Genomic DNA, 23,858 nt, shown 5'->3' with positions numbered 1-23,858 from the left:
TCCCTCCTTATTTGTATTTATTCATATTGACGCGCAACTTTTTGACTGCCAGAAAAATGCAGGCAACTGATAGGAGCAGATAGAAAATTGTGTAGCCGACCCATAGCGGAATCGGAACCATCGTTAGGCTTTGCAACTGGTCTTGCATGGGCGGCTGCAACAAAGTCAACATAACGGCCGGCGGATTGATGGTCGCCCAAAAATGCGCCATAGGTGACATAGAGGGGGCTCCAGAACCCATTTGAGAAACCTGAATCGATATCAGCAGGAAAAATGCTGTCACCCCTGCCATAAATATCATCGCTCCATAGGTTGCAATGATGGCAACAATAGTTTTCCGGATTAAGGTGGAAAGCATCACGCCGATACTGGCGATAGCCAGCAAAGTCAATAAATAGAACAGAAAGATGAAAAACAACTGACTCGGTGAAACCCCGCCATACAAGAATACCAAACTGTAAATAGGCAACCCAGAAACAATCATCAGCAATAGAAATGCGATGGACGACGTCATCTTTCCGAATATGATTTGGAAAGACGTCTGAGATGTCGTCAGTAAAATATTCAAGGTCTGCTTTTCACGTTCAGAGCTGACCGTACCCGCTGTTAATGCCGGCGTGATGAATAAAATAAGACCTAGTTGAATATAAGTCATGATGCTGAACAGCATAAAACTTTCATCGGGACGGAAAAATCCACTTCCTGTCAAAGAAGTTGCCAAAAAGATGAAGCCGAAAACGAAAATGCTCATTGCAATCAAATAGAACAGGATGCCTGTGAAGCTTTTCAGGTTGCGGAAACGCAATTTAAGTTCTTTGATCAGTACCGGATTGGTAACCAAGGTTTTCATCCAATTTCCACTCCTTTTGTGATCGCCATAAAGACATCCTCCAAGTCTGTCTCTTCTTCTGCAAACGACAGGATCGGTATCTTTTGTTCAATTGCCCGCTGCAGCAGTCTCATCTGTTCTTCTTCTGTTCCTCGATAGAAAAACTGAATGACATTTTTTTCGCGCTGATCTTCAATCTGCGAAACAAAAGGATCCATTTCAAAAAATGGAATAATTGCTTGTGTATCACCTGCCACTTTGACACGAAGCACTTTTTCACTTTGCAGCTGCGCTTGAATGTCGTGTACAGATCCTTGTGCAATCAACTTTCCATTGTCGATGACCCCGATGCTGTCACACATTTCAGCCAGCTCCGGAAGGATATGGGAAGAAATCAATATGGTTTTGCCCATCGCTTTCAGTTCTCTAAGGATATCGCGCATTTCAACCCTAGCCCGCGGATCAAGTCCGGAAGCCGGTTCATCCAAAATAAGAATGTTAGGATCATGGATCAACGCGCGGGCCAGGCATAGCCGTTGCTTCATCCCGCGCGACAGCAAGTCTACGTAGTCGTAGCGTTTATGCTCCAGATTGACCAATTCCAACAGTTTTGGAATTAATACTGCCCGCTCTTTCGGCTTGATGCCGTAGCTGGCTCCATAAAAATCCAAATACTCCTCTGTCTTTAATTGATCATAAACACCGAAGAAATCGGGCATATAGCCGATTTGCCTGCGTACTTCCTGCGGGTTTTTGGTAACACTGATGCCATTGATGAACGCGTCCCCTGCTGTCGGCTGAAGAAGCGTAGCCAAAATCGAAAAAGTCGTTGATTTCCCTGCACCGTTGGCACCGACAAAGCCAAATACGGTGCTGTCCTCCACAACCAGATTCAAGTCCTGCAATGCATAAAAAGAGCCGTATTTTTTGGTTAATCCGATTGTTTCAATCACGGGGTAATCACTCCTTTCAATTTGACTTTCGGCACAACAATTTCAGGATTCCCTGAATTTCCCGACATGGTTAATTTAAACTTAACGGCACCTTCAGGACTCACGTATTTTTTTGCCGTATCGGTGAATTTCTCGCTGGATTGTGTGATTTCTTCATACTTGCCACTTTCATGATTCAGAATGGAGACTTCCAGACTTTGCCCAGGGGTAGTGACAGACAGTTCGCTCCAGGATGATGTATTTTTTTTAATATCTTCCGGCAATGTATAGGTCATATCGTATTCTCCGTTTTCCAAGTAATACAGATAAGGATCCTGTGAAATGTTCTCAAAATAAGCGTTAGTACTGGCGCCTACCAGCTCCATTCCGAAGGTGTCGGTATTCAAGGTGACATCTCCACTCAGGGTCAGTTCCGGTTTGAAGCTTTGGGCAATCAAGTGGACCGAGTCTACTGAAGCACGCTGATTTTCAAGAGTAATAGGCACGATTGCATCCTGTGTATAAGCAATCACATAGGGAGTTTTGCCATTTTGTGACATTTGCTCAAATGAAGTGGAAAGCAATGTTTGGCGGCGCGCCTTGTCCAGTTCTTCCAAATCAGCAATCGGCATATAGCTGTAGGATTGCCCCACAGCTGCTGCAGGAGATAAAATATCAGACTGAATGGTTTCATCAACCGCTAGCTCTTCTCCCGGATTTAAATCACCCAAGTCCAATATGCGTGTTCCTGACCAAATTGAAACATCTTCAACTGTAAATGGAAAATCATTGCGGATAGTTCCGGTGATTTTTTCATCAGCCACACCTAAATCAACGCTGAAATTACCGCTGTTTTCTATATACGACTGTCCCATGATGGATTCAACTGACCAATAACGCATGTCACGCAGCGTCATCTGATTGCTGGCAGCTCCTTTTTCCACCATTGCTGAGAGATAAGGCTGAGTTTCTGAAAACTCACTGCCCATGCGGTAGATCATGGTAGTGGATGATGGCGCAGTGAATTGGTAATTTCCACCGCGGTTTGACAATAATGAATTGACATAATACCCGTTCAGTCCTTTATCGGCATCCACTTCAAAAAAACCAGTTTGTTGAATTTGCGGATTGCCGATGCGGTCTTTGGCGCCAAAAGCAAATAGGCCGATCGAAGTCAGCAAAGCGACTGCAGGGATGATAAACCAAGCGTATTCCCGTCGGTCCTTTTTCTTCAATACGATATAGAGCACAGGAACAATCAATAGGATATAGATGAAAATGATTGCCAGAATGAAAGGTTTAGATACTTGGAAGCTTTCGAATAGCTCATTGACATCGCCCACTTCATAACTCATAAAATCGAGAATTGATTGGCCGCCCATTGAATTATTGTAATTCGACCTTACTGGAAAAAAATTCGATACCATTTGGCTATAGCCTTTCTGGCTTGAGACAGTTTCATCTCCCAGTGAAAAGCTCATTTGCGTTAAACTTCCGGCACCAATTGGCTGGGTTGCCGCCAAAATTTGGCCATCGTTCTGCAACTTCACAGCCGCTCCTTCCTTAACTGCAGCTTGATAAGCGGGAATTGGATTTTCTAACCCCGGAACTGAAACTTCAATAGCATTTCCCAAATCCAAAGGCAGGTATTCGCTTAAATTTCCAAGCTCTGCTTCCAGATTTCCAGTGGAGCCGGTAACAACATTCCCTCCTTGTTGCACCCATTGCAGGATTGCCTGTTGCGTAGACTCCGGCAAATCACTATAAGCAAATTCATCAATGACCAAATAATCGATCATGTCCCAAGCCTGCGCCTCGGTTGGCAACGTAAAATTTTTCAGTTGGTTGAGATGGATAATTTCGATGCCTTCACTAGCTGGAACAGCCAGTTGCTTTAAAGGCATCAGCCGATCCTGATTATCCGTCAAGCTGGCGATAAACAAAGCGCCAGGTGAATGATAGTTGGGTTGAATAATTTTTTTACCCTTAAAAGCGATCGATTTGCCTTCCTCCCAACCGCCTTCGAATAAGAAGATGCTTTGGTCTCCAGGTCCACCCGTATAATACATATCCGATAAGCCAGATGCTGAAATTTGAAGCGTCTTAGTCTCTCCTTCAGCAAGTTCGATTGGCATAGCCAAACCGGCTCCGAGAGTATATGTTTCCGAATAACTGACCACCAGGTCCCCTGAGAACGCTGAGCCTTGATTGGTCACAGTGAATTGCAGCGGCAGGCCTTTTTCATACTTCACCTTATTTTGAAAACCGGCACTGGAATCCACGGTGATTTGTGGCGCCGCCAAAGATGCCTGCGGCATTAAAAACAAACTGATAAGCAATACTAAAGCAAAAAATGCCAGCAAGCGTTTATACATGATGATCCCCCTTTTACTCGTCTCTTTATTAGTACGCTGGCTAAGTTAAATAGTTCCATCTTCTCACAAGAAAAACCTAGTTTATCTCCCTTATTTCACAAAAAAAGAACGGGCAGCATAAGCTGTCCGTTCTTACAATCCAGAAAAGAATTTGTGAATAAAATTCGGCATAAAGTGCAGGATTTTTTCATCCGGCTCCAATTTCGAGTGGTGCAATCCATGGGCTGAAGAAACGCCTGCCCAGAACATCATTCCCGGCAGCTGCTCGGTGAAATAACCGAAATCTTCGCCTGTCATCGCCGCTTTACTCTCGATAGCCTTTATACCTTCAATTTTGCTGGCGTATTGCAGAAACAAATCGGCCAGCTTCTCATCATTCTTAACCTCGAGGTAACTTGAACCATAATCAATACTGACGCGGCAGTTATAGGCTTCTTCAACTGCCCTGCAAATTGCTTCAATCCGTTTTTTCATGTGAATCATCGATTCACTATTCAACGTACGGATCGTCCCTTCAAGCCGGGCGTGCTCAGCGATAATATTCTGAACCGTTCCGGCACTCAGCTTGCCGACTGTCAGCACCGCTGAGTCCATCGGATTGACATTGCGGCTGACGATGGTCTGCAGCTGCATCAGTAAAGAAGCTGCCGCTACAGCCATGTCTTCTGTCAAATGAGGAAAAGCGGCATGTCCGCCTTTGCCGTGAAGATCAATAAACAACTCCGAAGTGTTGGCGAATAATAAGCCAGGGCGTGTGCCGACTGTGCCGACCGGAAGTTCAGGTGCAATATGCAATGCACAAATCACATCTGGCAAAAAATCCGGTTTGTCATTTTTTAGCCATTCACGAAATGGCAATGCTCCACCTGGTCCTTCTTCTGCTGGTTGGAATAGGATTACGGCATCGTCTTTAATTGGAGTTTCGATCAATGCTTCAAGCAAACCAAGGGCGATGGTCATATGGATATCGTGTCCGCAGGCATGCATAAATCCTGGATGAACCGATTCATAAGAAAGTCCTGTCTCTTCGGTAATCGGCAAAGCATCAATATCCGTTCTCCAGCCGATTCGCTTTGTCGGATTACTGCCGAGGACTTTAACGGCGATCCCCGTTCGCCACTCCACTACTTCCAAGCGCTCTTGCGGCAGCTTAGCAATCGTTCCCAGCAAATAAGCCTGTGTTTTAAATTCCTGAAAGCCAATTTCTGGAATTTGGTGAAGATCTCTTCTGATTTTTACTAATTCCATTGCATTCACCGATTACAGCTGGCGCAATTCTTGCTTGATTTCTGTTTTAGCACGTGTTTTCGCGTCCATCAATTTCAATACGCGTGCTGGAGTTCCACCCACTACTGAGTTTTCAGGTACGTCTTCGATAACGATGGCGCCTGCTGCTACCACTGCGCCTTTACCGACGCGAACGCCTTCAAGGATTACTGCATTAGCACCAATCATTACGTCGTCTTCGATGATGACAGGAGTGGCTGATGCCGGCTCGATTACACCTGCAAGTACAGCACCTGCTCCGATGTGGCAGTTTTTGCCGACTGTCGCACGGCCGCCCATAACAACGCCCATATCGATCATTGTACCGTCTCCGATTACAGAACCGATATTGATAACAGCACCCATCATAATGATACAATTATTGCCGATTTCTACATTTTCACGAATAAATGCACCAGGTTCAATGCGGCTGTTGATATTTTTCATATCTAATAATGGGATTGCTGAATTTCTGCGGTCATTTTCAACGACAGAGTCTTCGATGACAGAAGCATTCGCTTCCAATGCCTGCTGAATATCCGTCCATTCGCCGAATACAGTGACTGAACTGCCTTCGCCGAATACTTTAGAATCTGCACCATAATCTAAATCAGCCACGCCTTGGCCTTTTATGTATGCTTTTACCGGTGTCGACTTTTTCGCATTCTGTATGTACGAGATTATTTCGTTTGCATCCATCTGTTTCATCAATAAAAACCTCTTTCTATTAAGTGATGCTGTTATTATATCTGATTCCGCATAAAAATTCATCCGCTTCACCTTAATAAAGCGGCATGTTTTTCGACTATATCGACAAATGCCTCTACTTGGCGTAGCTGGAAAGCTGATTCATAGCCGATCAGCCAAGTATCCCGTGTCAATTCAAGCTCTTCTTTATTATTCGTCAATGCCATCATATGCACGTCTTCACTGCCTGTCAGCGTAATAGACGGCAGGATGGCATACCCGATTCCGTTGACAGCCATTTGCTTACACGTTTCAATCTGGTCCACCGTAATTTGCCGTTTCGGATTGGAAGCAAAATGCTTTTGCCACCATTGCTGAATTTCCTCATAATAATTCGAATCACTTTTAAATTGGATAAATGGCCGTTCTGTTTGAAAAAGCTCTTCGAGCGAACGAATCTCCTTATCTACTAAATACAGTGTGTCTTTGAATAGATGCTTTTTTGTTCCTTTCCAGTCTGTATGGCCGCGAACAATTCCAATATGAGCTTCCCCCTCATAAAGTGAACGGACAATTTCCGAGCTCCAGCCTGTGATCAATTGTATTTTCGCTTCTGGATATAGCGTCACAAAATCTTTCAGTACTTTTGGCAGCCAGTTTTGTCCGATAATCGTGGCACACGCGATTTTTAAGGTTCCATGCACTTTAGAAGTCATGGTATGCAGCACTTCGAAAACTTCCTCTTTCCGTTGGATCGTTTCGATTGCATATTGAATGACCAATTCCCCAGCAGGTGTTGGAGACAAACCTTTTTGTGAACGAATAAACAATTGTTGACCCCAGTCTTTTTCAATAGATTGCAGACGCTGCGATAAAGCCGGTTGTGACAAAAATAAACGTTCAGCCGCTTTTCTCATATTGCCTTCTTCGGCCAATACTTTGATGATTAGTTCTTCATTTGACACTGCTCTTCACTCCTTTTTGTCCGCGAAGCCCAAAGATCAAGATAAAGCTGAGGAGCGCGAAAAATGCGGTGACCAAGTAGACGTTTTGAAGCGCTCCAGACAAGGCCTGCTGCAGAACTCCCAGCGCTTCGGCTGAAATGCCGGCACGGCTATCCACACTCAGCAAATCATTGATGGAGCTTAAGGTATAATTTTGATTATTGGCAGCAAAGTAACTCAATAATGAACTGTTGAGGATACTTCCAAGCAAAGCCACGCCAATTGTACTGCCCAAGTTCCGCATGAACATATTCGAAGCAGTAGCAGAGCCACGTAGTTCATAGGAGACAGCTGCTTGGATGGAAACAATAAAAGCCGTACTCGTCAAGCCCATTCCAAGGCCAATAAAAAAACTGGACATGGCAGCCCATAAAGGACCGAAGCCTGGCTGCATCAAAACAAATAATAAGGTTCCCATTACCAGGAACGCGCCCCCAGCCAAAGAGGTTTTGAAATAACCGATTTTCAAAAGTAGCCTGCCTGAGAAAAAGGCAGCCAATGGCCAGCCAATGGACATAGCTGTCAAAGTGAAGCCGGCAATTGCTGCAGGCTGCTCCATCACTCCGGTTACATAAGTTGGCAAATAGCTGGAGATGCTGATTAAAATGACACCCGTTGCCAATGACACCAAATTCGCGTAAAGAATCGTCTTATTTCGCCAAATTTCAAAAGGCATCATCGGATCAATGGCTTTTTTCTCCACCAAAATAAATAGTACAAAAAACAGGGTGCTGGCAACCAACAGAATCAGGGCTTTGCCTGACAGCCAATCAAATGAGACGCCTCCTTCTACAAGGAAATACAGCATTGTCGATAAAGCTGCCGTCAATAAAGCGGCTCCTTTATAATCTATTACCGGTTTCTTCGTATTCACCGGTTCTTTCAAAAATAATAGTACCCCAATCAGCGAGACAACTCCCAATGGCAAATTCAGCCAGAATACATATTCCCAGCCGATGGTTGCGACAAGAATCCCCCCAATCGCCGGTCCGGTAACTGCTGATATCCCCCAGACACTTGATAAATAACCTTGAATTTTCGCGCGTTCCTCCCGTGAGTAGATGTCTCCGACAATTGTCGTCGCTATCGGCATTACTGCGCCCGCGCCCATTCCCTGAACAAATCGATAAAAAATGAGTTCATCTATTGAATTGGCGAACCCGCATAATAAGGAGCCGAGCAGGAACAAGGACATACCAACAGCAAATATGCGCTTACGCCCAAATATATCCGATAATTTCCCGTATAATAAGACCGTTACCGTGCTCATCAATAAATAGGCAGAGAATACCCAGCTGTATTTAGAAAACCCGCCCAGTTCAGAGGCAATGCTTGGCATAGCTGTCGATACAATAGTTGCTTCGACAGCACTGACAAACATCGCCAACATGACAGCAGCCAGAACCAATGGCCTTTTTGTTTTATCCATTACACAACCTCTTTTCCAATGACAGAAAAAAAGGCCTCTGGGATGAGACCTTCTCCGTTATTGCGGTGTTTATCTTTTCAATTGATAAATTTGCTTTTTTAGCTGTTTCAAAACAACACGCCGCGTCAATATCCCCATAAACATTTCTTCGTCGTCAATGACGCAAAGAAAGTTTTGATTGATGACCATATCAAGCGCTTTTTGAAAACGCTCGTTGATGTGGATTAAAGGCAGATCTTTTTCCATGATATCTTCTACTCGGATATCAGAAAGCCGCTCGTATTCTATATGATCCATTCCAAGAATTGCATCAGTAATCCGTTGTGCATTGATCAAACCGCAAAAGCGGTATTTCGAATCCAAAACCGGAATTGCTGAATAACCCGTCTTCGTCAGAACGAGCAATGCATGTTCAGCACTGTTACCCATCTGAACATGTGCAACTTTTTCGGAAGAAATGATATATTCTTCGATTGGTGTATCAAGAAAATCTCTGCTTGGTAATGAAATCATGTACTCTACTCCTTTTGCATCGCCTGTATTAGATGCCACCATTCAGATTTCATCATAACACATCAAGATTTCTGAAACTAATTTATTGCTGTGTAAAATTACTTAAAAAGGAAATTTGTTCAGCCATTGGCCCCCGTCCAAAGTGACGATTTCTCCGTTCATATAGGCAGCCTTCTCCGACATGATAAAGGCCGCAAGTTCCGCCACTTCTTCCGGTTTTCCGAGCCTCCCCAAAGGAATCGATTCCAACGTGCGCTTCGCTGCTTTCTCGGATTCCCAAAGTTTATCGGCTCCGCCAGTCCGCTCGATGGGTCCAGGCGCAATCCCATTAACCCGAATTCCAAATTGCGTTCCCCATTCAACAGCCAATGTTCGTGTCAATGACATAACACCTGCTTTGGCAGCAGCCGAATGCGCCACGCCTGCTCCTGCATTCCAGGCATAAGTGGCAAGCATATTTAAGATATTGCCTTTTGTTCCGTTTTCAATCCAGTAATTGCCCACTGCATGAGAACAGAAAAAAGTGCCGTTTAAGACGATATCAATAACTGATTTCCAACCATTCGGTGATAATTTTTCAGCGTGGACGATAAAGTTGCCAGCTGCATTGTTGACCAAGCCATCCACTCTTCCAAACTTATCATGAGCGAATTTCACCATAGCTTTGGCATGCTCTGGTTCCCGGACATCCATTTGGAACACTTCGACTGAACCGCGTTCTCCTGAAATCGCTTTCACAGCTTCGTTGAGTTTTTCCATATCTCGTCCGGTTATGACGACGTTTGCTCCCTCGGAAGCAAATTTCTTGGCCATATGCAGCCCCATTCCGCTTGATCCACCTGTAACAATAATCGTTTGATCAGCAAACATTCAAACATCCCCTTTGAATTAGACTGTAAACCTTGAATCACCATGTTTCATCTGCCTCTAACGATACAGCTTATCCTAAGTGAACAGATCGAAAAAAAACAGACTTTAGGTGAAGCGATGTAAAAGGTATTTCCTTTTTTCACCCTATTTACTACAGTTCTACACACCAGCCGCTTTCCCCTTTTAAAGCATATGCCCTTTGGTATACAGTACCTATAAATTTTGATATGATAAAGTCGAACTAATCACTATTTTGTATGAAAGGAATGAGTTCATGCCATCTTCCAAATCAGATTCAGATATCGCGCAAGCCATTTTCACTGTTAATCGGCACGCAAAAACTGCCCCTGACAATCAGTATTTATATGCTCTAAAAAAAGAAGCTTTAAATTCCATGATTGAACAACAACGTGCACAAAAAATCGGCTTGCACTTCAGTAAAAACCCTCAGAAAAGTCAACAACAATCTTCAGTCCTCGTAAAATGCGGCAATTACTATTTTCATATGCTCCCGAAAAAAGAAGATTTCTCATCACTTGAACATTTAGGGCATCTGGATGACACATATCGCAATCCTCCAAGCCGAATGAATTTAAAAGTGGCAAAAGAAATTTTACGGGTGCTGACCGGGTTGGAACCTCAGAAAAAAGAAGCGGCTGTTTCCAATTTCACTAAAACCTACCAGCCTAGGCAAGTTGACCGTTTTTATTCACCGAAGAAATCATATTTTGATTGATTGGATCAACAGCCGGAAATCGTTACAGATTTCCGGCTTTTCTTATGCTTTATACTGCTGAATTAAGCTTTGTGTGCCATTATCTCCATAGCCCTTCGCCGCTAACTCTTCATACATACTTAATGACAAGCGAAGCCCCGGCAGATTCAATCCCCAGTTTTCAGCTTCTTCTGCCGCAATTTTCATGTCTTTTATAAAATGCTTAATGTAAAAGCCCGGTCGAAAATCGTCGTTAATCATTTTTGGCGCTAAGTTCGAAAGAGACCAAGATCCGGCTGCACCTGATGAAATGGACCGCAGCACTCGCTCAGGATCCAACCCGGCTTTTTCTGCATATATGAGCGATTCGCATACGCCAATCATGTTGCTCGCTATGTTGATTTGGTTGCACATTTTGGTGTGCTGCCCCGAACCTGCAGGACCTTGGAACACAATGTTTTCACCAAACAGATTGAGAATCGGAGATATTTGCTTGAATATATCCTTCTCTCCGCCAACCATAATGGATAACACGCCGTTTCTTGCACCAATATCCCCACCAGACACCGGAGCATCCAATGCGTGAAGCCCTTTTTTGGCAGCGGCTTCAAAAATTCTTTGAGCCAGGTTCGGTTTGGAGGTTGTCATGTCAACCAATACAGAACCCGTTTTTGCATGCTCAATGAGGCCTGCCTCACCAAAATAAACCTCTTCAACATCTGACGGATAGCCGACCATCGTGAAAATGATTTCACAGTTTTCAGCTACTTGCTGTGGTGAATCTACAAGCACAGCTCCTGCTTCAACCAAGTTCTCCGCTTTTTTAGCTGTTCTTGTGTAAATAGAGACTTCATGCTCATCATCCAGTAAGTGTTTGACCAGGCTATTGCCCATGACTCCCGTTCCAATAAATCCGAGCTTCATATGTATTTCCTCCTTTTGTATATATCTTCAGTTTAGCAAAAATCTTCAGGATATTCACTTATGTAAATAAAAATCAGAAAAGCGGAGGCTGCCGTGTAGATTCGACGGGCATAAGACGCACTGGCGAAGCGGCGTTCCTTCAGCCGCACAGCTGGTGTGGCTTATGACCCTAGAATCTGGCTGCCGGAGTCTGGACAATACAGATAAGCGAAGGCTGCCGTATAGATTCGACGGGCATAAGACGCGCTGGCGAAGCGGCGTTCCTTCAGCCGCACAGCTAGAGTGGCTTATGACCCTAGAATCTGGCTGCCGGAGTCTGAACAATACAGAAAAGCGGAGGCTGCCGTGTAGATTCGACGGGCATAAGACGCGCTGGCGAAGCGGCGTTCCTTCAGCCGCACAGCTGGTGTGGCTTATGACCCTAGAATCTGGCTGCCGGAGTCTGAACAATAGAAAAGCCTAAGCCCTCCTGCAGCTTTTAAACAAAAAAAGAAGCCGATCCGTAAACGGACCGACCACAAAAGGGGGAAATGAGAATGTTGCTGTGTTCAAGTATACTATCCCCCTCCTGAAATGACTTTAAACATTTTCTTTTAAATATTTACCTTTTATTTTTTTAATTTCATTTATAAATTGGATTGTTTGCATTTCAGGCAATGGTTTGTCCCCGTATCGCACTTGATCATAGGTGGTGTAAAAAGATTCTGTCACATCCCACTGCATTCGGGCCATCCATTCCCGGACCGTCTCGTAATTCTCCCGCTCCATTCCATGCTCTTTTGCGGCATGCTCAAACTCCCGGAAAACTTCCCTGATTTGATGCAAATCCATTGTCTGGCTGTATAGTGAAACTGGCGTTTGAACCAATTGTTGTGCAGACGGATGATTATGTCGGGCGATTGTCACGCTGCTTTCTTTTTCAGGCAGTGCAGCTTCGGGTTTCACTTTTCTCAGCCATAGCACTAGTGCAACAGCGCATGTCAGCACTACGATAGCGAGCAAGACTTCAACCGGGAAATCGGCGGACGTTGTTTGTGTTATTGCAGAATCGTTAGCGGCTGACGATTCCTCTGGACCCAGTTTGTCAATGGTTTCCTGCATTTCTTCCTCCGTCGATAAGCCCGAAAGAAATTCAGTGATTTGTTCCAGCAACAATGCTAATGGCCAGAAAAGAACCTGTATAGCTCCGCCCACAATCAAACCAGCCAATTTTCGGACTTCATCCGCGAAAAAGAAAGTACAGATGGCTGCTACTGCCGGAACACTGGCTATAATCCCAAAAACTTTGGCAACCTGGCTGAATCGGACACCGTCCTTCCGCGAAAGAAAATAACCGGACAGCAGACGGCCAGCCACATAAAACAGAATAGCCAAAGGTGCAATGATAAAAAGCAATTGGCTGGTTTGCGGATTCGGGTTTATTAAAAGAACTACCCAGCAAAGACTGAATACCAGTATAAATTTCATCAAGAAATGATGGTCCTGATTAATTTTTTCATAGTTGGCCGAATAATGTTTATGGAGCAGATAGAGAAAGAGCATACCCAAAATCAAGGCCAGCCCCAATCCAACTCCCGCTGACCACATGCCTCCAGCAGCCATCACAGAAATTCCGATTGCCCATGCCAATTGATAACTTTGCTTAATGAAAACAAAGTAAGCAATAATAGAAATCAGCAATGTAATCAGGAGCCAACTCCAAACTAGTGCTAATGCTAATTCGTTGAAAAAAAACACCAGAACTAAAGAGATGATTAAAGCATCGAGCATAAAATGGAAAGCGGCTACAATCATTGATTTCATGCCGGCTCACCTTCCTTTTTGCCCCCGATTACAGTTAACTCTGTCTGGCTCCTCCATTTTTGAATAAATTGGATTGCTTGTTCCGGCTCATCGGTCAGCAGATAAGTCGTATACGGCAGGACAGTATGCATATCCAAATGACCCAACATAGAACGATACGGTAGCGTCGGGCTATCTTTAGAGATGATCGACAATAATTCTAATGCCTGTTGGCGCTGCTTCTGACCTTGCCCTGCAGGCAAATATAAATAAGGCGTTTTTCCAGCTGAGCGGATATTGATGGCAACTGCATAAGGCACTCCGGCACTGTAGCAATTCTCGATATACGAAGCCAATTCTTCAATTCGCTCTTCCATATTGTAAATAGTGCCGTAAAGGGTGGAAATATTTAATGCAAAAAGCATCGATTCATTGGCAACTTGCGAAAAGATTTTTGTTTGGTAATTTTGCATCCTGATACTGGCTTTCCAATGAATTTGATTGAATTGATCAGTTGACACATAATCACGCGTGCCGATTGGCTGAAACGGATCATCATATAAAGAATGCTGCAAGTTGAATTGGCCCGGTTTATGGCGTGATGGCGCATAACGGAAAGGATGTTTCCGGAGCTTAGGAAATACCAGCTGCTCGTGAAGAATCTTTGGCTGGTACTCCAACATTACGCTCCCTTCTCCGAATGGATGAGGAATCGTTATTTCCATTTTATTGATTCGTGATCTGCCTCTTTTTTTTCCAGTAACGGGTATATCAATTTCTATCGTCTGATTTCTGCCGATGGCAAAAGGCAGGTCTAATTCGACCAAATTTCCATAACTCGCAATCTGTTGGCCTTGAGGTTCCACCGCATCATGAAACCATATTTTCAATTGACCGCCCCAAATAGGCAAGCCTTGATTCTGGAAAATCAGTTTCCAAGAAGAATCTCCTCCATAAAGCACGCGTTTTCGTATTCGATCGTTTTGAAAGATCAGGTTTTCACCGACACGATTAAAGTAAAGCTTCTGCAGACCTATTACTGCTGCCATAAAAACAATTACAGCGGCAGCCGTAAACTGCAAAAATGCCATAGCCATGAAAAACAAGGCAAACAAAAACCCTAAAATCCATGTCGTGTTTTTGGTATCGTAATCATGGCGTATCCACATCATCTAGAATGCCTCAACCGGTGAAGGCACAGAATTTGAAATTTCGCGTAAAACAGCTGATGGTTCTTGAACGAGCATTCCTTCGGCTGTCAGCATCAAGCGATGAACAGCTACAGGTTCGAGTATGTATTTGACGTCATCGGGCGTCACGAAATTGCGTCCCTCGATATATGCTCTTCCTTGAGCTGCATGAACAAGTGCCAGGGCCGCGCGGGAACTTAAACCAAGTTCAATCAATGGATGCTCTCGTGTTGCACGGACAAGTGCTAGGATGTACAATTCGATATCTTCGTGAACCGCTACCTTTCCAGCTTCGAACTGCCAGTTCCTGACGTCTTCGACTGATGCGACAGGCAAAATTTCTTTTTTATGGGAGACGTTATCTCGGAAATTTCGGATAATAGCCAATTCTTCTTCATGTGCGGGATAGCCGATTTCTAAGCGGAATAAAAAACGGTCCAGTTGTGCAGCAGGAAGCGGAAATGTTCCCTGCTGCGACTCCACAGGATTTTGTGTTGCAATCACGATAAAAGGATCTGGCAATTGTACTGTCTCCCCGTCTATAGTAGCCTGTTTTTCTTCCATCGATTCCAGCAAACTAGACTGCGTCCGTGGTGTTGCTCGGTTGATTTCATCTGCCAACAGCAAATTGGTTTGTACGGGGCCTGTACGCAATTCAAATTCCTGATTTTTTGGATTAAAGAAACGAATGCCAGTCACATCTGACGGCAAAACATCCGGCGTAAATTGAATTCGCTGAAATTGGCCTGCAAATGAACCTGCAAATGCTTTGGCCATCCATGTTTTGCCTGAACCCGGTACACTTTCAAGCAATACATGTCCCCCTTGAATTAATGCGATCAGCATGAAATCAATCTCTTTTTCTCTGCCGACCACCAACTCATTTAACTGTGCTTTGACCTGCGCAAACGTCCCCACTGTATCTCCTCCGCTTTCATGGCGATTTTTTATTTCGACGGTTCTTCTGTGTACGTATAGACTGTCGTTCCATGATGGTAGGCCGTACCTCTAAAATGCTTAAAATCCTCACGCGCAATTAGCACGGTACGGAAATTCAGAAAATTTTCTTTTTCGATTGTGATGGATTCGATTTTCCCATTTTTCAAATCTTCGAGTTGCTGGTTATAGTCAGTCATGAATTGTTCTCCTTTTGCCTTAGTTTTAAGAATGCCTTCTGTTATAATACTAGACGGACGATCATTATTGGGTTAGCCATATCTTAATATGGCATCATTTATTGCAGATTTTAAAATCCGCGCTAAATACTAGTATACAGCAAGAAAACGAGCCGGACATCTTTGTCCTTGCAGTTGCCAATCACATGGGTGCGGCCTCAATTTTTAGGAGGATTTACATGATTAACTTTTTTAAGCAGCATCCTTTAATAGTGATGTTGCCATTGGCTTTCTACTTATACAATTTAGCCTTTGAAAACACCGCCATATTTTGGTATATGTACACATTTGCGATGCTGATTTTAATGTCTATCGCTATTATATTCGTTAAGATATTTGATGAACTTGCCACTTGGAAATCTTTGGCTTACGGTTTGGGTTACGGTACAATTCTTTACGGATTCATTGCTGCCGGATTTCAATTGCTGCTCATGACACCGATAAATATAACCGGATCTGTTGAATCCTTTTTATCGGCATTTGCTCCTATCTCGATTTGGCATTATCTCCTTTTGATGTTTATCATTGTACCGGGTGAAGAAATATTTTGGAGGGGCTTGGTCCAACAGAAATTGAAACTTTATGTTTCCACCCCATTGGCAGTTATAAGCAGTTCCGTTCTTTTCGGTTTTGCATTAGCGTTAAGTGGATTTTGGCCCGGTGTAGCCGCTGGGATCGTGGCAGGGTTGATTCTTGGATTGCTCTACGAATGGAAAAAAAGTTTGCCGCTCATCATCGTCACTCACCTGGTCATGATCGTCCTGCTGTTCTTGATCTTGCCTTTGCCTATTTAATCATGAAACGTTCCTTCCTTTCAAACGTCTACTAGACAAACCGATAGGGAGGAATTTTTTTATGAAGAAGCAATTATTTTTATTATCATCCATTTTAACGGTTGGCGCACTGCTAACAGCATGCGGATCTCCAAATACTGCTGAGGAAGATATCGGCAATGCGCCTGAAGAGGCTGTAGAAGAAGTCGTCGATGAAGAGACAGATGACAGCACGCCTGCTGAAGAAGTCACCGAAGGAACTGAAGAGGATGCCAGTGCTGGTGAAGATTCAGAAGAAAGTGATCCGCCTGGCACATTAACTCAAAGCGAAGAGCAGAATTACGAACTTTATCTATTAGACGGTTATGCCCTAACGGCAGAAGAACCGAAAAAAGATGCATTATATGCAGAAGATAATTCGGCTGTCTTTATGCGCATCGAAACTTTCACACCTGAGGAAGCCGATTTCACTTCTCTTGAAGAGAGCATGAAACAAACTTTGGCAGCAGTTAATCCAGATGAAGAACCTGCTGAAGCAACCAATTTCGACGGATCTGATTTTAAACAAGCATCAGCCTACGAAGTGCCGAGTACAGAAGGTACTGTAACGGGTATCGTCTATGAAAAAGAGAACCTCCTGGTGCGTCTGACAATATTTGATGATAGTGCCCTTAATGCTACTGAAGACTTTATAGCTATGGGTAAAACCATCGAATTACCTGAACAATAAATAACAAGTGGTCTTCTCCACTTGTTCAGCCATACAAAAAGGCCATCCGCTTGGATGGCCTTTTATTTCGATCAATAAGAAAGGTCTTTTATCGACAAGCCCAATTTCTTCATCAATTCAATAGCTTGTTCTTTTTCTTCACTTGTAAGTGCGTCCGTCAATTCGTGCAATTTCTTTTCGTGCTCCGGAAAAATTTCCGCCATAAATTCTTTGCCTTGCTCCGAAATTTCCGCATAGGTTACACGGCGATCGCTTGGGCAATTGACGCGCGAAATGTAGCCTCTTTTTTCAAGCTTATCGATTACGTACGTGATGGAACCACTCGCCAATAGGATTTTGCCTCCTATTTTTTGAAGCGGCTGTTTGCCTTTATGATAAAGCAGCTCCAAAACGGCAAATTCAGTAGGATTTACTCCGCTTGCCTGAAAAAAATGATTAGTCTGTTCCGTAATTGCTTTATGCGCACGTGACAGCACTATAAATAATTTCAGTGATTGTTTAATATCTTCATTCATCCTATTCACTCTTTCCACTGTTTAAGCTGCATTACACTAATTATAGTCTTTTTCCACAAAAATAACATCTTCTGGGATTCATCTATTCTTTTACCCAATGATTACACGTTCTTTCGGGTAATGGAACTTGGTCGGATCTGTTTTGCCGCCAATCGTAAAGAGGAATGAAATCAATCCGACACGACCGACGAACATTAATGCCATGACAATGATTTTCCCGATAACTGACAAATCATCTGTTAGCCCCAAGGACATTCCACAAGTTCCAAACGCAGAAGTAATTTCAAATAGTACTTCAACAATTGTTGCTTGAGGCTCTGTGATGAGCAATGCAATGGTTGCCAGAAGAACCATTGAAAAGGCTAGAAAAATAACAGCAAAAGATCGGAAGACATCAATGAGTTCAATTTCACGCTTGAATATTTGGATCGTATTTTTTCCCCGCGCAAAATTAATCAAAAACAGAAGGGCGATGGCCAGGGTGGTTGTCCGAATCCCTCCTCCTGCCGAACTCGGCGAAGCCCCAATGAACATTAAAGCACTCATAAACACGTTCGTCGCGTCACTGAATTGTGTAATATCTACAGTGACCAGACCACCGGAACGAGATGAAACCGAATGAAAGATAGCGGCGAAAGCAGACTCGTGCCAACTCATCCCTTTAAAAGCCCTGAACGATTCCAGCAGCAGAATGCCTATTGCTCCCACAGCCAGCAATATTGCAAATATGCTTGTTGTGATTTTGGTAAACAAAGAAAAACGGAAATACTTTTGTTTGTTCGACAAAAATTCTTTCACTTCAATCAACACTGGGAAACCGATAGCACCCAAAATGATGAGGATCATATTGATGATTTGCACAAAATAATCATTGAAATAGGGCACTAAAGATTCCCCTGTAATGTCGAACCCACCATTTGTCGTTGCGGTTACTGCACCGAAAACTCCGTGAAGCAGAGCTTCCTGGAATGTAGGAAAATACTGTGTAAAATAGATGGTCAGAATGAGCGCGCCAACAGCTTCTATAAGCAGCAATATCTTTACAATTTCACGAATCAGTTTTACTACACCTGACATACTCGATTGGTTATGGTCAACCATGATCAGTTGCCGTTCACGCAATCCGATGCGCTTGCCGACCAGCAGCCAGAAAAACGTACCGATAGACATAATTCCAATACCGCCCAGCTGCAAAATGACCATTAGAACGACGATACCGAAGACAGTATAGGTTTCTACAACATTGATAACCGTCAAGCCAGTTACACTTACTGCACTTACTGCAGTGAAGAGACTGTCAATCAAAGGGATGGTCATGCCTGGTTTGTGAACATTCGGCAATCTCAATAGCAAGAAAGAGACGGCAATTGCCACGAAATAATACGAAACAATCGCCTGTGCAGGAGTGAGATTTCGTACTTTTTGAAATGATTTATTCATAGGACATTGATTCCCTTCAGCGTATTACTCTCTTCCCATTCTATGAAAAGAACAGTCAAAAGGAAAGAGAAATCGAAAATCTCTTTAAGATGGATCATAGAATTCATTTCATTCTTGCTTATAAAGGCACTCTCAGCAACTTGGATTCGTGATCCGTTCTTCTTTCCCTGAAGAAACGGCATGCAGATTCTTCCTTTTTACTCTAATGAAAATTGAAAACTTGTTTCAAGTACAACCAGCAGAGAAACAGAAAAAGAGCAGAAGCTATACTTCTACTCTTTTTCTTTCTTCCCTTGCTTGTTCTCCTGATCCGGAATATTTTCTTTTCTTTCAAGTTTTTGGCGTTCATTCTTTTTACTTTGATCGGGTTGAATACTTTCCGGCGATTTCTGAGATTTTTCTTTATTACTTGAATCACTTCTTGCCGCAGGCGTATCATTTTTCTTTTGCTGTCCCGGAGCTTCGCCATTTCCTTGTTTCTCTTTCTCAGGCTGGTTGTTTTCTTTTTTCTCTAGTTGGCTCTTTTCTTTTTTCTCCGGTTGGTTCTTTTCTTTTTTCACAGCAGGCTTTTCTTTAGGAGCAGACTTTGTCGGCTTACCTTTTTCCTGCTCTTTTATTGGAGCCTTTTGAGGCTTAGTTGAAGGTGCTTCATTCTTATTATTTTGCTTCTGATTGTTCTGCTTCTGGCTGTCTTGTTTCTGATTGTTTTGTTTCTGGTTGCTTTGCTGTGCTTCTGACTTTGCAGGGCGATCGTCTTTTTTTGTTTCAGCTGCAGGAGAAATCGATTTTTTCTCCACTGTTGGAGGAACTGCTTTCTTATCAGCTGCTGGAGTGTTTACACTTTTTTCTGAGTTGCTGTTTTTTTCTTCGCTGTTGCTTTGTTTAATTTGTTCAATCCTCGCTTGATTTTCAATTGGAGCAGGCAGCAGTGGTACTTCTTTTTCTGAATCCTGTACTTGAGATGGCTTCTGCACCTTCAAAATTTCGGCCTTTTTTATCATATGTCCAACAGGCACCTGGTTTTCTTTCGATTCGCGCCATTGTTTCTTCGTAGCTTCTTTCATCTGGATTGCAAATTCTTGGTTTTTCACATCCGAAGAAACTGCCATGACAACTTTTTTTACAGATTGATCGAGTTTACTGCCATCTTCTTCAATTGCCGTTACTGTCACTTGTGTCGTCTGTTCCGTGACCGCTAAATCAAATACCCGATTTAAAACAGCGTGTAGGGAGTCGCCTTCCCAGTCGCCTAATTGATGAATCAAGTCATATCCGTCATTGTTCAATTCACGTATGGAAACGACCTCGTATTGATCATTGATGCCAAGCTCGATACCAGGATTGATTTGAACCTGGACATAACCGAATGCCTCTTCAGTCGGGAATACCAAGACAGACATAAACAACATAATAGCTGCAGTTGCAGCTACTAGAGGAGCCAGTATCGGCTGCCAGCGATTAGCCGGCTTTTTTTCGAGGGGATAAAAAGAGGTTTCTTCTCCTATTGAGGGGTTGCCGACAGGCGTTCCTTTAACAATACGACCATTTTTCATCAAAAAAATCGAGCGGTCATGTTTCAATTCAATGCATATTCCTACTTGTCTCCGCATCAGTTTAACCGCCCCTTCAAATAATCTTTCAAAAAATACAAATCGCTCATCTGTAAAAGTGCCATTGCAATTATGTATTTTCGATTTCGTTCAATCGTTTTGCGCGAAACCTTCACCAACTTTTCAATTTCTTTAATCGGCAGCTTCTTCTTTTCCATTAAATATTGTTTGTATTCATCGGTTTCAGCTACCATCTGTGCAATCTGGATAGAAGTGTTGCGTGCATCCTGATGAACTGGCGAGACTTTCACCAATAGTTGAAACGATAAACTGAACTCTTGCAGCATTTCTTCATATAGTGCAATTTCCTCGCGTCTTTTCTGGTCTTGCTGTTTGGTGTTGTATGCTAGAGATGCTGCTTGATCAGCAATGCCATTATGCGTTTCCGGCTCCGATGCCGGCATGAAATCATGGCTGAATTCGTCCATCCGGCTTTCCTTGCGTATAAAATCAATGATGCGTCTGCGTATAACCATGTGAGCAAATGTCAGGAATGATGCATTGTTGGCTTTATCGTATTTTTGTACTGCTTCATTAAATGCAGAGAGCGCGACACTGTATTCGTCATCGTGGTCGTCGATAAATCGCTTGCATACTTGAGAAGCCGTTTTTTTCATAAAAGGTGAATAGGAAAAAAGCAAATCATGCAATGCCTGCTCGTCTCCGCCTTGGGCCTGCAATACCGTTATTTCAGCATTTGATTTCTCTTTGCGTTCAAATCTCCCGCTTAATGTAGATAAAAGCACACCATTCACCTCTTCTCAAAGTCACTGCCTATTTGATTGTAACTTTGAAGGATTCAATTTAAAAGAGGCAGGTTTTTCTGTCCTTACCAATATTCGTTTAAAAATCAATTCTTTTGTCGGTAGTTAATCGTTTTTTATATAAACTCATGTTAAAGAAATACAGAAAAAAGGTGCATTGAAATGGATTCAATGCACCTTTTATTCTGTGTTCTTTGGAAGAATAAAACTTTACTTAGCTTCCTGTTCCTTAGCCTGTTCTTTGTTCTGCTTAACTCCCAAAATTCCACCCACAATCACAATTCCAAGCAACACTGACCAGAAGACAAGTGTCCATGGAGTTGAATGTGGAAAGTCATGCGGCAAGACGCCAACATTTTCGTGAGATAATGTCATGACCAATAATTTCACTCCAACCCAACCAACGATAACAAACGCAGCTGTTTCGAGTTGTGGATATTTTTCAAGCAATTGCACGAATTTATGTGCAGCAAATCGCATGATGATAACACCGATCAATCCACCGGCAAGCATAACCATAAATTGCCCAGAGTTGATGCCGCCAATGTCGTCCATACCGAAGACATTCAAATGTGGCAACGTTACAGCTAAAGCCACGGCTGCCAGCATTGAATCGATGGCAAATGCAATATCAGCCAATTCAACTTTCAATACTGTCATCCAGAAGCTAGAACCTTTTTTCTCAGGTTTTGCATCAACGCCTTCAAGGATTTCGTCGGTCTCTCCTTTGCGCTGATCATATATGCTCTTGATTGAGATGAACAATAAATAAGCCGCTCCAAGTGCTTGGATCTGCCAAATATTAACCAACAGCGTAATCATGAATAACGCTGCAAAGCGGAAGACGAAAGCCCCTACTAATCCATAAAATAACGCTTTTTTCTGTTGAGCCTTCGGTAAATGCTTAACCATTACTGCCATTACTACTGCATTATCTGCAGCCAACAACCCTTCAAGTCCTACTAACACTAACAGGACCCAGGCATACTCCAATAAAACTGCTTCCATTCTGCTTTCTCCTCCTATTTTTGCCCACAAAAAAGACCCCTGCCTAAATAAAGGCAAAGGTCTCGCTAAGCAAAATAATTCGTTTGCTATCACAACCGATGGCTACTAACCATGTCTTGACGACTGTGAAATAGGTTTCCCCATAGCTACTCCCCTTTGACAAAAGTCAAAGTGTATTGATTTGTAATATGAGTATAGCACTTTTGTTTTCCTTAGGGAAGTTTAATCAATAGAGATTTGAAAATTTTTGTCTTTTTTATGCAAATTGTAAAACTGAACCATAGACGGCATCGTTTCTAGAAAATCGGCACAGTCTATGCCACTCCCTGCTAACAGCTTTTGCGCGTTTTGAGTGTCAAAATCAGCTGACCACGTCAAGTAAGCCAAAGTTTCTTTTTCAACTCCAAGCCTCTTTCTTACTGGAGCAATGGATAAAGATAATTTAGCCAGGCCATGGGGCAATCGCCCTTTCGGATTTTTACCCGTCATTGATTTTACCATGCTGCGATAAACTTCTTCCACTGGATGTGGATTGGGATCTGTCAGATGAACGGTTTGTCCAACTGCTGATTCTGATTTACTGAGATAAATAGAGGCGTTTAAAATATAATCAATCGGCACGACATTTATAAGGGATTTGGAACGTCCAATGAATGGCACGATTGGCAAGAACTTGAGTCGATCAATCATATTAAGGAAAAAATAAGGACCGTCAAACTTGATCGTTTCACCTGTGACAGAATGGCCGCGGACTATACCCGGGCGAATAATTGTAACCGGCACTGTTTCTTTCATCATATCCACAAGCAATTCCGCTTCAAATTTAGTTTCTTCATAGTAGTTCTTAAAGGCTTGTGGACGTTTCAACTCATCTTCATAAATGGTTCCTTCTCTATTGCCGGCTACATAAGCAGTACTGAAATAGACATAGCGCTTCAGGTCAGGCAATTCCGAAATGAATTTGTTCACATTACGGGTTCCCTCCACATTAACTTTCCATGCCAAATTCCTTGGTACTGCCAAGTCATAAATGGCAGCCAGGTGCCAGAACGTCACTTCTTTTTCTTCCAAATAATTTTTATCGATATCTGCAAGTCCTAGACCCTTTTTGGTGATATCACCTTCAATTAGTTTGATCGGACGGCAATCCGTTTCTTTTTCAATCCGTTTGGCTTCCTTTTCCGCTTTTGAACGTTCCGATGACAGGATAATTACTGAAATTGCTTCACTTTGCTGAGCATGTTTCTGAACTAATTGACTGGCAATAAATCCAGGGAATCCCGTAAACACCACTTCTGTCATAGCATCAGCCCCTTTTCTATCATCA

General features: G+C 43.0%; 23 protein-coding genes. 3 read left to right on the top strand and 20 right to left on the bottom strand.

Going from position 1 to position 23,858, the window contains the following annotated elements; all coding sequences use genetic code 11:
- Positions 1-7 precede the first annotated feature (7 nt).
- The 9 genes from FQV26_RS06015 to fadH all read right to left on the bottom strand — a co-directional run bounded on the left by FQV26_RS06015 (position 8) and on the right by fadH (position 9,905).
- On the bottom strand, positions 8-850 hold the full coding sequence (locus FQV26_RS06015) for an ABC transporter permease (protein WP_146556454.1): 843 nt from the start codon (positions 848-850) through the stop codon (positions 8-10).
- Positions 847-1,782: an ABC transporter ATP-binding protein gene (locus FQV26_RS06010; protein WP_146556453.1), complete on the bottom strand. Its 936-nt coding sequence runs from the start codon at positions 1,780-1,782 to the stop codon at positions 847-849. The genes FQV26_RS06015 and FQV26_RS06010 overlap by 4 nt, the downstream gene beginning before the upstream one ends.
- Positions 1,779-4,136 carry a hypothetical protein gene (locus FQV26_RS06005; RefSeq protein WP_146556452.1) on the bottom strand — a complete coding sequence of 786 codons (2,358 nt, stop codon included), beginning with the start codon at positions 4,134-4,136 and terminating at the stop codon, positions 1,779-1,781. The genes FQV26_RS06010 and FQV26_RS06005 overlap by 4 nt, the downstream gene beginning before the upstream one ends.
- A 132-nt stretch (positions 4,137-4,268) precedes the next feature.
- On the bottom strand, positions 4,269-5,384 hold the full coding sequence (locus FQV26_RS06000; RefSeq protein WP_146556451.1) for an N-acetyldiaminopimelate deacetylase: 1,116 nt from the start codon (positions 5,382-5,384) through the stop codon (positions 4,269-4,271).
- Between the two features lie 12 nt (positions 5,385-5,396).
- Positions 5,397-6,110 (bottom strand): 2,3,4,5-tetrahydropyridine-2,6-dicarboxylate N-acetyltransferase, encoded by a 714-nt coding sequence (gene dapD, locus FQV26_RS05995; protein ID WP_146556450.1) that lies wholly within the window; start codon positions 6,108-6,110, stop codon positions 5,397-5,399.
- Positions 6,111-6,178: 68 nt separating this feature from the next.
- Positions 6,179-7,054, bottom strand: a complete 876-nt coding sequence (locus FQV26_RS05990; protein WP_146556449.1) for a transcriptional regulator CcpC — start codon at positions 7,052-7,054, stop codon at positions 6,179-6,181.
- Entirely contained in the window at positions 7,044-8,522 is a 1,479-nt protein-coding gene (locus tag FQV26_RS05985; RefSeq protein WP_146556448.1) for an MDR family MFS transporter, read from the bottom strand. The genes FQV26_RS05990 and FQV26_RS05985 overlap by 11 nt, the downstream gene beginning before the upstream one ends.
- 69 nt (positions 8,523-8,591) lie before the next feature.
- Positions 8,592-9,035, bottom strand: coding sequence for a cyclic-di-AMP-binding protein CbpB (cbpB, locus tag FQV26_RS05980; protein WP_146556447.1), 444 nt, complete (start codon positions 9,033-9,035; stop codon positions 8,592-8,594).
- Positions 9,036-9,137: 102 nt separating this feature from the next.
- The gene (gene fadH / locus FQV26_RS05975; protein WP_146556446.1) at positions 9,138-9,905 is read right to left on the bottom strand and encodes a 2,4-dienoyl-CoA reductase; all 768 of its coding nucleotides are present in this window, start codon (positions 9,903-9,905) and stop codon (positions 9,138-9,140) included.
- Positions 9,906-10,179: 274 nt separating this feature from the next.
- On the opposite strand from fadH, the gene FQV26_RS05970 reads away from it, so the two are divergent.
- Positions 10,180-10,641: a YkyB family protein gene (locus FQV26_RS05970; RefSeq protein WP_146556445.1), complete on the top strand. Its 462-nt coding sequence runs from the start codon at positions 10,180-10,182 to the stop codon at positions 10,639-10,641.
- A gap of 42 nt (positions 10,642-10,683) precedes the next feature.
- Here FQV26_RS05970 and FQV26_RS05965 read toward each other — a convergent pair whose 3' ends face one another.
- The 5 genes from FQV26_RS05965 to FQV26_RS05945 all read right to left on the bottom strand — a co-directional run bounded on the left by FQV26_RS05965 (position 10,684) and on the right by FQV26_RS05945 (position 15,652).
- Positions 10,684-11,544, bottom strand: a complete 861-nt coding sequence (locus tag FQV26_RS05965; protein ID WP_146556444.1) for an NAD(P)-dependent oxidoreductase — start codon at positions 11,542-11,544, stop codon at positions 10,684-10,686.
- Positions 11,545-12,123: 579 nt separating this feature from the next.
- A complete protein-coding gene (locus FQV26_RS05960; RefSeq protein ID WP_146556443.1) occupies positions 12,124-13,347 on the bottom strand; it encodes a DUF4129 domain-containing protein in 1,224 nt (407 codons plus the stop codon).
- Positions 13,344-14,498 carry a DUF58 domain-containing protein gene (locus tag FQV26_RS05955; protein ID WP_146556442.1) on the bottom strand — a complete coding sequence of 385 codons (1,155 nt, stop codon included), beginning with the start codon at positions 14,496-14,498 and terminating at the stop codon, positions 13,344-13,346. Before FQV26_RS05955 ends, FQV26_RS05960 begins: the two co-directional genes overlap by 4 nt.
- Positions 14,499-15,434: an AAA family ATPase gene (locus tag FQV26_RS05950; RefSeq protein WP_146556441.1), complete on the bottom strand. Its 936-nt coding sequence runs from the start codon at positions 15,432-15,434 to the stop codon at positions 14,499-14,501.
- Positions 15,435-15,463: 29 nt separating this feature from the next.
- Positions 15,464-15,652 (bottom strand): hypothetical protein, encoded by a 189-nt coding sequence (locus tag FQV26_RS05945; RefSeq protein ID WP_146556440.1) that lies wholly within the window; start codon positions 15,650-15,652, stop codon positions 15,464-15,466.
- A gap of 218 nt (positions 15,653-15,870) precedes the next feature.
- Between FQV26_RS05945 and FQV26_RS05940 the strand changes: the two genes are divergently transcribed.
- On the top strand, positions 15,871-16,485 hold the full coding sequence (locus tag FQV26_RS05940) for a CPBP family intramembrane glutamic endopeptidase (protein WP_146556439.1): 615 nt from the start codon (positions 15,871-15,873) through the stop codon (positions 16,483-16,485).
- Between the two features lie 61 nt (positions 16,486-16,546).
- Entirely contained in the window at positions 16,547-17,194 is a 648-nt protein-coding gene (locus FQV26_RS05935; RefSeq protein ID WP_146556438.1) for a hypothetical protein, read from the top strand.
- Between the two features lie 71 nt (positions 17,195-17,265).
- Here FQV26_RS05935 and FQV26_RS05930 read toward each other — a convergent pair whose 3' ends face one another.
- The 6 genes from FQV26_RS05930 to FQV26_RS05905 all read right to left on the bottom strand — a co-directional run bounded on the left by FQV26_RS05930 (position 17,266) and on the right by FQV26_RS05905 (position 23,833).
- Positions 17,266-17,709: a MarR family winged helix-turn-helix transcriptional regulator gene (locus FQV26_RS05930; protein ID WP_146556437.1), complete on the bottom strand. Its 444-nt coding sequence runs from the start codon at positions 17,707-17,709 to the stop codon at positions 17,266-17,268.
- 90 nt (positions 17,710-17,799) lie between these two features.
- On the bottom strand, positions 17,800-19,149 hold the full coding sequence (locus tag FQV26_RS05925) for a TrkH family potassium uptake protein (protein ID WP_146556436.1): 1,350 nt from the start codon (positions 19,147-19,149) through the stop codon (positions 17,800-17,802).
- Positions 19,150-19,421: 272 nt separating this feature from the next.
- A complete protein-coding gene (locus tag FQV26_RS05920) occupies positions 19,422-20,759 on the bottom strand; it encodes an anti-sigma-I factor RsgI family protein (RefSeq protein WP_146556435.1) in 1,338 nt (445 codons plus the stop codon).
- The gene (gene sigI / locus FQV26_RS05915; protein ID WP_146556434.1) at positions 20,759-21,505 is read right to left on the bottom strand and encodes an RNA polymerase sigma-I factor; all 747 of its coding nucleotides are present in this window, start codon (positions 21,503-21,505) and stop codon (positions 20,759-20,761) included. The genes FQV26_RS05920 and sigI overlap by 1 nt, the downstream gene beginning before the upstream one ends.
- 228 nt (positions 21,506-21,733) lie before the next feature.
- The gene (locus tag FQV26_RS05910) at positions 21,734-22,531 is read right to left on the bottom strand and encodes a TerC family protein (protein ID WP_146556433.1); all 798 of its coding nucleotides are present in this window, start codon (positions 22,529-22,531) and stop codon (positions 21,734-21,736) included.
- Positions 22,532-22,753: 222 nt separating this feature from the next.
- The gene (locus FQV26_RS05905) at positions 22,754-23,833 is read right to left on the bottom strand and encodes an SDR family oxidoreductase (RefSeq protein ID WP_146556432.1); all 1,080 of its coding nucleotides are present in this window, start codon (positions 23,831-23,833) and stop codon (positions 22,754-22,756) included.
- Positions 23,834-23,858 lie beyond the last annotated feature (25 nt).

The sequence above is a fragment of the Planococcus sp. CPCC 101016 genome, assembly GCF_007859295.1.
GTDB lineage: Bacteria > Bacillota > Bacilli > Bacillales_A > Planococcaceae > Planococcus.
Note: the sequence above shows the minus strand (reverse complement) of the source record. Positions and strands in the feature narration are given on the sequence as shown.